Source organism: Aquimarina amphilecti, from assembly GCF_900109375.1.
Lineage (GTDB): Bacteria > Bacteroidota > Bacteroidia > Flavobacteriales > Flavobacteriaceae > Aquimarina > Aquimarina amphilecti.
Genome location: NZ_FOAB01000004.1, coordinates 18080 through 30385, shown reverse-complemented (window position 1 = coordinate 30385; position 12306 = coordinate 18080). Strand labels below are relative to the sequence as shown.

The following is a 12306-nucleotide window of genomic DNA, read 5'->3' as shown; positions in this document are numbered from 1 at the left end:
CGAATTTTCTGAAACTCACTAATTAAGTATTTTCCAAAAAAAAGAAAAGAAGTCAATTAATTATATCTTCTAAAGATCAAATCATTATCATATCCATTATAAATCCTTCTAATGAACTACAAAATGATATCTATACTCATCAAATAACACAAAAACTACTCCCTTCCAAATAGTACGATTTGCCGACAAAAGAGTTTACAAAATGTTAAAATACCAGTTTTGACACTTAATATTTTTTGTTAATTTAAACATAAATTACCGTTAATTTAACATGTTAAATTATTTATTTAAAGCAACTTAAATTTTTAAAAAAACACAACACTAAGCTAAAAACATACTTTAAATATGGTTTAACCATATTTATATTAGAAGTGTAATTCCTACATTTGACCCGAGGCTGTTATCATAGTAAAAATTTAAAAGAGCAACCAACTCTAATACATAAACTATGAAAACTATATTAAAGTTTTACCATCTTTATCTAAACAAGTTCCATTTCCTTTTACTCAAGAGTCAACGGGTTAAATGTCACAGAATGTATCATGAATAGATTTGATAAATTCCACCGCATATTAACTAAAACCTCTTTATTCCTAATTACATTAATAATCGTTCTACTAATTCTTTACATCATTCTTCAAATATTTAAGTAAAAATAATTCGAAGAGGATTAAAAACATATGAAATGATTTATTAAAATATCATATAGACAGCAAAACCAATCTTGAAAACCATGAAAATCTGTTAGTTAAGATAGCAGCCTCCATTTTCACTATTTCACAGAATTGGTTCCGGGAACTATTATTTAGTTCCCGGTTTTACAAAACCACAAACGCAATACTCTATTTTGGTGTTTTAAAGTGCACAGCGGGTTATTTAGTATTGTCGTTTTTCCGGAGGTTTCTTATGTAATTATAATTACCCTCCGGATATAAATTTGTCCCTAACCAAAAAAAGATCTTTGAATTAAACTTAACACACGATCATCAATTTAATTTTTTAAGATGTTTTCCGGGAGCTAACCCCATAGCTTCCGGTTTTTTTTATTAGAATTTTATTAAATGCTACTCTTAACCTAATAAAAAAACGAAAGGCACGCCAACCACAGCATGCCTTTCAACAACCTAACCAATAAATAAACAAACCATAGTCAGTCAATTGACCGACTAAAGGTAATTTTCAAAGTTTTTAACACGAATCTTTGATTTTAAATCGTGTAATAAATTGTACAAACCAAAAAACGTTCTATTGATATATAAGAAATGTTTACTTCCTCTATTACCATTCATTTTTCTTAGCTCTGTATCTTTAGAATATTTTTCACTTAACTCTGTAATTTTATTCCAAAAACTTTCGTCAGCAAAATCAAAAAATTCTTCATTAAATGGTTTCGTAAACAGGCTAAGCATTTCATAGAACAACTCCGAGAAAAATGTTTTTTCTTCAGAAGAATCATCTTCTCGGAGTATTTCCAGCTCGAACATCTTTAGAGCAAAAAAATCAGGGTTCTCGATATTTTCTTTATCAGCTAACTCAAAATATGGAGTATAAAACTCCAAAGGAATTTTTTTGACGCAACCAAAATCGATTGCTATTAAATTATCATCTTTATCTACAAGAAAATTCCCAGGGTGAGGATCTGCATGTACTGCTTTCAAAACGTGCATCTGATACATATAAAAATCCCAAAGTGCCTGCCCTATTTTGTCAGCTTTTTCTTGATCTGTATTTCCTTTTGCAAATTCACTTAAATGAACTCCATCCATCCAATCCATGGTTATGATTCGTTTACTCGATAGATTTTCATAATAAGTAGGGAATCTTAAATTCGGGATTTGCGAACAAGATCCAGTGATATCTTTACTTTGTTGTACTTCTAAAACATAATCTGTTTCTTCTAATAACTTACCTTCTAACTCCTTAAAATACTTATCAGAATCCTTTCCTTTTAAATTAAACATTCTGATGGCGATGGGCTTTACCATCGCCAAATCAGAACTTATGCTGTCTGCAACTCCAGGATATTGAATTTTCACAGCAAGTTTTTTCCCGTCTTTAGATGCCTTATGTACCTGTCCGATACTGGCAGCATTAACAGATTGAGTTGCAAACGTGTCATATAAATCTTCCGGATATTTTCCGTGATATTTTTTAAATGTCTTTCTTACTAATGGAGCAGATAACGGAGGTACACTAAATTGCGCTAACGAAAACTTCTCCACATATGCGCTAGGCAAAATATTTTTCTCCATCGAGAGCATTTGTGCAACTTTTAATGCACTACCCTTCAAATTTTTTAATCCATCATAAATGTCAGCAGCATTACTCTCATTTAATTGATCCCTAGTAATTTTAGGGTTCACAGCTTTTTTACTGTAATATTTTAGATAATTACCACCCACTTTTACCCCAGTTTTCACAAGCTCAGTAGTGCGTCCAATTTTACTAGTAGGTATTTTATCTATTGTCTTCATATTCCTTTCCTATAATTTAATTTTCTTCAAAACTCTAATTCCACATTGATTTTTCTTTCCACAAAAATTTTCCAAAATCCAATACACTACTTAACGGTGTATTATCAAATAAATCAAAAATTGTATGCACTGATTTCTCTATCGCAACATCTGTCTTTTCAAATCCTGGTGATTCATCTTCCATCCAAAATTTTAAAAGAAACAAGAATTGAAACCATGCTCCTTCAGCATATATAGTTACAGGGTTTTTCGCAATTCTAAACAATTTATCTTCATTATCAATTTCAATTAACTCCTTTGCAAAACTTTTAATATGGTTTCGTAAACTTTTTAATTGCCCCAAATTTTTGAGGGGCATATCATGATAGTTTAGGGTTAAAAGAACATAACTTCTATTTAACGTGAGTAACTCAAAAAATGTAAAGAAAAAAGTTAGCATTTTATCTTTACTTGATAAAGTGTCATATTCTTCATTACTATTCATAGCATCAATAGTTGTACTAAAAAAGGTGTTCCAAATTCCTTTATTTACACTATCCAAACCGGCAAAAAGTTCATAGAAGTCCTCTTCCTTAATCTTTGATTCCTTGCAGAACTTATATACCGATTTAGGGTATTCATCATGCTCAAGAACATAGTTCATATACTTCGTAATAATATATTGACTGTCTACAATTTGTTTTTTATTAGATGCTGCCATAATTCTCGTTTTACAGAGTAAAGATAATCATTGTTTAACTTTTATTAAAAAAACTTAAACAAAAAAATTGTTAAAGTTGTTTCATAAAAAATGAAACTTAACTTCTCTTGTTTTTAATAGACGAAATCGTCTTAGTATACTTACGTTTTTTAATTCATAATTATATTTCAATGTCAGTTTGTCAGCAAAATATAATTGGTATTTTTTTTGACTATAGAGAATCACAACAGTGATAATTAAAACTAAAACATAAAAAAATGGCAACAGGAAGTATTAATGTATCAGTAGAAAACATTTTTCCTTTGATTAAAAAATTCTTGTATTCAGATCACGAGATCTTTTTAAGAGAATTAATATCTAATGCAACAGATGCTACACTAAAACTAAAGCACTTAACAAATATTGGAGAAGCTAAAGTAGAATATGGTAATCCAAGAATTGAAGTTAAAGTAGATAAAGAGAATAAACGCTTACATATTATCGATCAGGGAATCGGTATGACTGCAGAAGAAGTTGAAAAATACATCAACCAGGTTGCTTTTTCTGGTGCTGAAGAGTTTTTAGAGAAATATAAAGATAGTGCCAAAGATTCTGGAATTATTGGACATTTTGGACTTGGTTTCTATTCTGCATTTATGGTTGCAGAAAAAGTAGAAATCATTACTAAATCTTTTAAAGATGAACCAGCAGCACACTGGACTTGTGATGGGTCTCCAACTTATACGATAGAAGCTCACGATAAAACTGAAAGAGGTACCGAGATCATACTTCATATTGGAGAAGAGGATACTGAGTTTCTTGAAGAAAACAGAATAAGTGAGCTATTAGTAAAGTATAACAAGTTTATGCCTGTTCCAATTAAATTTGGAACTAAGACAGAAACATTACCAAAACCTGAAGGAGCAAAAGAAGAAGATCCTGCACCTACTGAAGAGGTTGATAATATTATCAACAACCCTAGCCCAGCGTGGACAAAACAACCTTCTGAATTGCAAGATGAAGATTATAAAGGATTTTATAGAGAATTGTATCCAATGCAATTCGAAGAACCTTTATTTAACATCCATCTTAATGTTGATTATCCGTTCAATCTTACCGGAATTCTATACTTCCCAAAGCTTGGTCAGGACATGAGCATGCAAAAGGATAGAATTCAATTATACCAAAATCAAGTATTTGTAACTGATAATGTAGAAGGTATTGTACCAGAATTTCTTACTATGCTTCGTGGTGTGATTGATTCTCCGGATATTCCACTAAACGTTTCTAGGTCTTATTTACAAGCTGATGGTGCGGTAAAAAAGATTTCTAGTTATATCACTCGTAAGGTAGCGGATAAATTAAATTCTTTATTTAAAAACGACAGAGAAGATTTTGAAAAGAAATGGAATGATATAAAAGTAGTTATTGAATATGGAATGCTTTCTGAAGATAAGTTTTTTGAAAAGGCAGATAAATTCGCATTATATCCTACCGTTGATGACACCTTTTTTACTTTTGAAGAATTACAAGAGAAGATAAAAGAAAATCAAACAGATAAAGACAATAAATTAGTAATCTTATACGCCTCTGATAAAGATGAGCAACATGCCTATATATCAGCTGCAAAAGACAAAGGATATGAAGTGTTATTGTTAGATTCTCCTATCGTTTCCCATCTAATACAGAAATTAGAAACTAGTAAAGAGAATATCACCTTTGTGCGTGTAGATGGTGATCATATTGATAATTTAATCAAAAAAGATGAAGAAACTATCTCTAAGTTATCTGATGAAGAAAAAGATGCTCTAAAAGTTGATTTAGAGAAAGTAATTCCTGCAGATAAATATACAGTTCAATTAGAAGCTATGGACAGTAACGCTTCTCCATTTATGATCACACAACCAGAATTTATGCGTCGTATGAAAGAGATGCAACAAACTGGAGGTGGCGGAATGAACATGTTTGGTAATATGCCAGAAATGTACAACCTTATCGTAAACACAAATCATGAGTTGATTGGTGAGATAAAAGATACCAAAACAGATAAAAAGAAAGAACGATTGATCAAACAATCACTTGACCTGGCAAGGTTATCCCAAAATTTATTAAAAGGTGAAGAGTTAACCGAATTCATCAAACGTAGTTTTGATATGATCAAATAATCAAGGAAATGCTCATGCTTCTTCCTTTAGATCTTAAAATTAAAGGAATCAATAAGCTAAGCTTTTAGAATATAAAACCGCTTCACTGTATAACAGTAGAAGCGGTTTTTATTTCTGATCTATGTATTACATATTTTATTATTTTTACAACATCACTTCTTTCTATTAAGATAATAAGACAAAATGAGAACTAAAATTTATCTTTTCATATTAATACTTTGTATTGGTTTTAATACGAATGGACAAGAAATCGTGTCAGGCTATTTACATTTAGAAAACCCAAAAGATTGGGAACAAAAAGTACATCTAAGTGAGGTACAATTAAATGAAAGTAATAACAGCTATACATATACTCCAATAGCATCATCAGATATTTCTGAAAAAGGATATTTCGCCTTTGATCAAAAATGGTTTAATACTAATGATCATATATACAAAATCCACCTCAACCCTATAAAAAAATCAAAAAATCAAAAATTAGTTAAAAATTCCAAGTTATTTATTTTATCAAAAAATGATTCTATTCATTTTGAAAAAGGAAACTCGTTATTTGCTAATTATTCAACCAATAACTCAGCTAATAAAGAATGGCAACAGTTAAAAAAGTTCGAGTCCAAATTTGAAAGTTTACACGATAATTTTGATACTGAAGAATACCTACTAAGGACAAAAGGATATATTAAAGACTCTTTGCAAATACTATTGGTAAAATTAATCAGTATTAAAAAACTTGATGACAAAAAATTATTAGAAAAAGATATAAAAGAAAATACTGCTTATTATAATAGTTTATTAAAAGAACTAAAATCTAGTGAAATCGATCCTTCTTTATTTATATATCTCGAGAACAAGCTTTCTTTAATTGACAAAAGAATTACTGAAAAAAAATATTCCTTAAGCATGCTTCTAAATGGAATAGCAGGGTTCATTATAATAGCTCTTGTCTTATTAATTGTTAGAAAACAAAAAAGAAGAAAAAACACTATCCATAACTCATTAAGTAATCAAGAAAACACTATCAAGGAGTTAATTATTTCTGGAAAGAGTAACAAAGAAATTGCTAATGAATTATTTATAAGCATTAACACAGTAAAAACTCATATTTCCAACATTTACAGCAAGTTAAATATTACTAGCAGAAAAGAATTATTGGTTAAAAAGTAAAATCATACCCGTACTAGTACTTTATTACAACTTTTAAAATCATACTTTTTTCAAGATATACACTTCTTTTGATTCCTAAAACAAAGGCAATCAAAACGAATGAATATTTCTCTTTTTAAAAAATGGAATTTATTACTTGGCTGGACCGTATTTACTATTTCATTGGTAGTATATATAAAAACAGCTGAACCTACAAATAGTTTTTGGGATGTAGGAGAATATATTTCTGCTTCTTCTAAATTACAAATTGGACATCCACCAGGCGCTCCCTTATTTCAGATGATCGGCGCATTTGCTTCGGTTTTCGCTACAGCCCCAGAGCAAATAGCATATACCCTTAATATTACTTCTGGAATCGCAAGTGCATTTACTATATTATTCATGTTTTGGTCGATTACCATGCTTCTAAAAAAACTAGCCATTAGCAAATCAGGTTTTACAAAAAGTACTGGCATAGCAATATTAGGAAGCGGAGTTACCGGATCATTAGCCTTTGCCTTCACTGATAGTTTTTGGTTCAACGCCGTAGAGGCTGAAGTTTATGCTACAGCAACTCTTATTCTTTCTGTTATGTTCTATTTAGGGATATTATGGCAAAGAGACATGAACCTTCCTAAAGGAAACAAATGGATTATTTTAATTTCATTTATCATTGGATTATCATTTGGTGTTCACTTTATGGGGCTACTATCTATTCCTGCTATAGGATTACTGTATTATTTCAAAAATTATCAAACAATAACATTCAAGAATTTCATTATTGCCAATATTATTGTGGTTGCTACTTTACTATTTATTTTTAAACTACTACTACCCTATACGTTAGCGTATTTTGGAGCTTCTGAAATATTCTTTGTTAATTCATTGAGCTTGCCTTTTCATTCAGGAACAATTATAGCTGGTCTAAGTTTAATTATTTGCTTTTATATTGGACTAAAATATACCCAAAAAAAAGCATATCCATTGATCAACACTTCTCTACTCTGTATACTTTTTATCTTAATAGGGTTTTCTAGCTGGTTAATGATTCCGGTTAGAGCAAATGCAGGAACAGTTATTAATGAAAATAATCCAAATAATGCTAGAGAGTTATTAGCATATTACAATCTAGAACAATACCCCAAAACTCATCTGTTTTACGGACCTCAATTCTCCGAAATCTATGGTAATCTCGATGAACAAGAGCCTTATCTAGATGATAAACCTAAATATGAAAAAGACTTAAATACAAAAAAATATGTTATTGTCAATGATTGGAAAAACGCCCGACAAAACTTAGATAATGCACATAAAACTTTATTACCAAGAATGTGGAGCACAGAGCACATTAGTAATTATATGTTATTTAGTGGACCTCTAGAATTCTCCGTTAAACCCAAATATCAGGATCAAGAAGAACTCATAGACACAGTAATTGATTTTAGAAAAAAGTATGCCTCTGGCAAATTAGATTATGATGACTATCATAAATTTCTGGAGTCATTCGGCCAATTTTTAGACATAAAACCACCCTCCTTCTTTGATAATGTATCTTATTTATTTCAATACCAAATCAACTATATGTACTGGAGGTATTTTATGTGGAATTTTGTTGGAAGACAAGACGATGTGCAGGGTAAATTATCTTCCTTACATGGAAATTGGCTTAGCGGAATATCATTTATTGACAAGTACCATTTAGGTTCGCAAGACAATTTACCGTCAGATGCTAAAAAAAATAAAGCAAGAAATACATATTACTTCTTTCCATTAATTTTAGGATTAATTGGGTTAGTTTTTCAATTCAAAAAAGATAAAAAGAACTTCTGGGTATTATTGGTATTCTTCCTATTTACCGGATTATCATTAAAAATTTATCTCAATGAAAGACCTTTTGAACCTAGAGAACGAGATTATGCGTTGGTAGGATCTTTTTACGTATTTGCTATATGGATTGCATTTGGTGTGTACGCCCTTTTTGATCTGTTAAGACAACAAATTAATCCTAAGAAAGCTGTTTTTATAATCTTAATGATTTCATTACTTGCAGCACCTTCTTTATTAATTTCTCAAAACTGGGATGATCATGATCGATCTAATCGATATACCGCTCAATCTTCCGCAAAAACATACTTATCATCTTGTCAAAAAGATGCAATTTTATTTTCTATCGGTGACAATGATAGCTTTCCACTCTGGTATACACAAGAAATAGAAGGTTATCGAACAGATATACGCATTCTGATTACTAATTTACTGGCTACAGATTGGTATGTTGATCAGATGAAAAAAGCCGCTTACGATGGTAAACCTGTGCCCTCGCAATTAGATCATAAATTTTATGCCTATGGTAATAATGATGCGATTTTCTATAAAGAGGTTACCAAAGATACGATGCTTATCAAAAACTGGATGCGATGGATTGAATCAGATGACGATAGAACCAAAGGAGAGCTTATGAACGGAAAAATAGTATCCACCTTTCCTACTAAAAATATACGAATACCCGTAGATAAAGAAACTGTATTAAGAAACGGAATTGTTTCTAAAAAAGATGCTGATCAAATTGTACCATATATCGATATTCATCTAAAAGGCAATTACATCCCTAAACATAGATTGATGATGTTAGATATTATAGCCAATAACAATTGGGAACGCCCCATATATTTTACCGGAGGTAGTTTTGGTGATGATGATTACATCTGGATGAAAGATTATTTACAACTAGATGGAATGACTTATAAACTTGTTCCTATTAAAACGAAAGTTAATCCAAGTAATCCTTATCAGTTAGGAAGAGTGAATACAGATTCTATGTATCAAAACGTGAAAGCGTGGGATTGGGGAAATGGAGACAGTACAGAAATCTATCACGATATTGAGACTAGAAGAAACGGAATATCCTATAGAACCAATATTAGCAGATTAGCAAATCAATTAATTAAAGAAAAGCAGCTAACTAAGGCAGAGGAAATTTTAGATTTAGGAATAGAGAAAATGCCTTTAGACATTTATGAATACTATACTCCATTACATCCATTTATAAATAGTTATTATCAAATAAATAAAGATGAAAAAGCTAGAGCTCTATGGACACAATTAGCAGAAAAATACCAGGAACAGCTATTGTATTTTGCAAACCTATCTTATGAACGGCAGCAAGAACATTTTGAAAGCATCATGGATAATGTGACTTATTATAGAGATCTTGTCGATACCTTAGTTGAAAATCAGGATACTACCCTTATGGATGTAGAAATAGATACATTTAATAGATATATCAACTTATTCCCTAGATTTTTTGCTAGACAAGAAAGATCTAATCCTAGTACTTCGCCAAAAGATGAGGAGAATTTATTGAAAGAATTGAGATCAGAAAAAGAAGTTCAATAGTTTATGAAGTAAAAAAACCTCCTGACCCAAGTTTTCAGGAGGTTTCTACTACATAATCTAATTAAAATTATCCTTTAACAGGTTTTGTAGTTTTCTTTTTCCCAATGTGTTTTGCATAGAACCCCATCATTGCTTTATACATTGCTACAGAGTTTTCTTCCTTAGCAAAACCATGACCCTCATCATATTTTACCATATAGGGAACATCAAACCCTTTTTCTCTTAGCGCTTTTACAATTTGATCAGACTCATCAATATTAACACGAGGATCATTTGCTCCTTGTACTACAAATAATGGTTTCTTAATCTTATCTATTTGATATACCGGCGAAACTTCTTCCATAATAGCCTTTTCTTCTGCTACATCTTCGTCATACCATATCTCTTTTATAATTTTTAAATAAGGCTTCCAATATGGAGGAATTGTTTTCATAAAAGTAAATAGATTAGATACTCCTACATAATCAACTCCACAAGCATAAAGATCAGGTGTTTTAGTTAATCCTCTCAGTACAGCATATCCACCGTGACTACCACCATAGATTGCTACTTTATCTTTATCTACCCAACCTTGATCAATTACATATTGTAATCCATCTTCTACATCATCCATTGCTTTTCTTCCAATTTGTTTGAATCCAGTTTCTAAGAATTCTCGACCGTATCCTCCAGAAATTCTAAAGTTTACTTGAAGCGTAGCATATCCTCTACTAGCAAACAGTTGTGATTCCGGATTGAATCCCCAAGAATCTCTTATTCCCTGTGGTCCACCATGTGGGTTTACAATCAATGGTACTTTCTCACCTTTTTTAACTTCTTTAGGCAAAGTAATGTATCCATGTATCGTTAATCCATCTCTACTTTTGAAGGTAATTGGGCGCATCTCTGCCATATCATTCTCCTTAAGTTGCGGCATTAAATTATACAGTAACTTAAATTCATCTTTTTTAGCATCATAAGAGTAATACACTCCGTATAATTTATCACTCTGAAAAAAGATCAAATACTTATCCTCTTCATCCGTTTTTCCAGCTATTGAATATTGATGATCAGGAAATTCTTTAGAAATTCTTTCATGCAGTTTCTTATAATAATCACTTACTGGAATTATCACCCTTTTTTCTCCTTGATATGAAAAGTAATCTAATTCATATCCTCTTTTTCTTGATAATGATAAATTAGAAACATCGTACTTATCATTAGAGAATAATTTTTTGATTACTTTATCAGCTTTTAAATCATATAAGTAAATCTGTGATTTATCAGAATCCAAATTAGATACAACATATGCATCATGAGGGTTTTCTGTTGAGTAATCATAATTTAAAATTGAGAAAGTGTCTTTCCAATTCATTTTTTTGATTACTTCATATTTACCTTCTTCTTTCGCATAATAAAAGTCAATATTCACTCCATCTCTAATTTTACCATATCCTCTAAGGTTACCATCTTTATCGAAGTTATAACCTGAGATAGGGTTAGCGGCATCCTCATTTTTAAACAATTGCTTAATTTCTCCAGTAATAATATTAATCTTATATGGCTCAAAAATCTGTTTATTGTTTTTGTTCATAGAGATGATCATATGATTCTCATCTTCTTTTAAACCTTCCAAGATATTTACTTGCACTCCATCATAAGGAGTCAGTTCTTTCTGATCTGTCCCGTCTATATTTGCGGCAAAAAGATGGTAATCTTCATTCCCTCCTTTATCCATTACATATACCAGTCGTTCATTATTAGCCCAACCATATCCACGAATTAGTTCTTCTTTTTCTTCTATTACTCGAGTTACCTTATCTGTTGCTATTTCCTTAACATATACGTGGTTTTTACTATTCTCATCTTTCTCTCTATAAGAAAGATATTTTCCGTTTGGAGAAAATTGAAAACTTCTTGCTTTTGGTCTTGCAAAATAATCTTCTACAGAATATTTATAATCACCTTGATCCAAACTTGCTATTTTCTCTAATTCTGTATCAGAAGAAACCAGTGCTGGATTCCCTGGTATTGTTTTTTCTGATTTTTCCATTTCTAATGGTAGTTCCATTCCGCCTTGATAAAAAGTTCCTGTTAATTTATTATTTTCTAGAGATGCCACATACTTGATCCCTGCTTGTTTAAATTTCAAAGTTAATTGATTGTTTTCAAAAACTGTAACATCCATAGAAATTCCAGTTGCGCCTTGAGTTGGACTATCCATTTTAGAAGATAAATCCCCTTCATTTCCCTCTATATGAAATATTAGAGGCATTTCTGTACCTTGTACAGATAATTTCCCTTTCCACGTACCTATTACTTCTTGTCCATAAATTTGGGTAAATGACGAACATAGTAATACTATGAATGCCCCCATAAATGATTTTAATAAATGTTTCATCTGATTTTATTTAGATTGATGTAAATTATGTAGATATCTATGGAATTAGTAATCGATATTCAATTTTTG

Annotated in this window: 6 protein-coding genes; 3 read left to right on the top strand and 3 right to left on the bottom strand. The window is 30.9% G+C overall.

The genetic code is table 11. The features are described 5' to 3' along the window. Positions 1–1166: 1166 nt before the first annotated feature. Together BMY33_RS10810 and BMY33_RS10805 are read right to left on the bottom strand one after the other, a co-directional pair. Entirely contained in the window at positions 1167–2474 is a 1308-nt protein-coding gene (locus tag BMY33_RS10810) for an ABC1 kinase family protein (RefSeq protein ID WP_091408239.1), read from the bottom strand. Positions 2475–2508: 34 nt separating this feature from the next. After that, complete coding sequence (locus BMY33_RS10805) at positions 2509–3174, bottom strand: TetR family transcriptional regulator C-terminal domain-containing protein (RefSeq protein ID WP_091408237.1); 666 nt, start codon at positions 3172–3174, stop codon at positions 2509–2511. Between the two features lie 257 nt (positions 3175–3431). Between BMY33_RS10805 and htpG the strand changes: the two genes are divergently transcribed. The 3 genes from htpG (at position 3432) to BMY33_RS10790 (ending at position 9857) form a co-directional block, all read left to right on the top strand. Further along, positions 3432–5318, top strand: coding sequence for a molecular chaperone HtpG (gene htpG, locus BMY33_RS10800; protein ID WP_091408235.1), 1887 nt, complete (start codon positions 3432–3434; stop codon positions 5316–5318). Positions 5319–5501: 183 nt separating this feature from the next. Continuing rightward, positions 5502–6482 carry a response regulator transcription factor gene (locus BMY33_RS23910; RefSeq protein ID WP_091408234.1) on the top strand — a complete coding sequence of 327 codons (981 nt, stop codon included), beginning with the start codon at positions 5502–5504 and terminating at the stop codon, positions 6480–6482. A 99-nt stretch (positions 6483–6581) separates the two neighbouring features. Continuing rightward, a complete protein-coding gene (locus BMY33_RS10790) occupies positions 6582–9857 on the top strand; it encodes a protein O-mannosyl-transferase family (RefSeq protein ID WP_091408232.1) in 3276 nt (1091 codons plus the stop codon). Between the two features lie 67 nt (positions 9858–9924). On the opposite strand, the gene BMY33_RS10785 is transcribed toward BMY33_RS10790, so the two are convergent. After that, the gene (locus BMY33_RS10785) at positions 9925–12213 is read right to left on the bottom strand and encodes a S9 family peptidase (RefSeq protein WP_244543019.1); all 2289 of its coding nucleotides are present in this window, start codon (positions 12211–12213) and stop codon (positions 9925–9927) included. Positions 12214–12306: the final 93 nt, after the last annotated feature.

Coding starts and splice junctions, on each gene's coding strand:
- BMY33_RS10810 (WP_091408239.1), bottom strand. CDS start 2,474: ATGAAGACAATAGATAAAATACCTACTAGTAAAATTGGACGCACTACT.
- BMY33_RS10805 (WP_091408237.1), bottom strand. CDS start 3,174: ATGGCAGCATCTAATAAAAAACAAATTGTAGACAGTCAATATATTATT.
- htpG (WP_091408235.1), top strand. CDS start 3,432: ATGGCAACAGGAAGTATTAATGTATCAGTAGAAAACATTTTTCCTTTG.
- BMY33_RS23910 (WP_091408234.1), top strand. CDS start 5,502: ATGAGAACTAAAATTTATCTTTTCATATTAATACTTTGTATTGGTTTT.
- BMY33_RS10790 (WP_091408232.1), top strand. CDS start 6,582: ATGAATATTTCTCTTTTTAAAAAATGGAATTTATTACTTGGCTGGACC.
- BMY33_RS10785 (WP_244543019.1), bottom strand. CDS start 12,213: ATGGGGGCATTCATAGTATTACTATGTTCGTCATTTACCCAAATTTAT.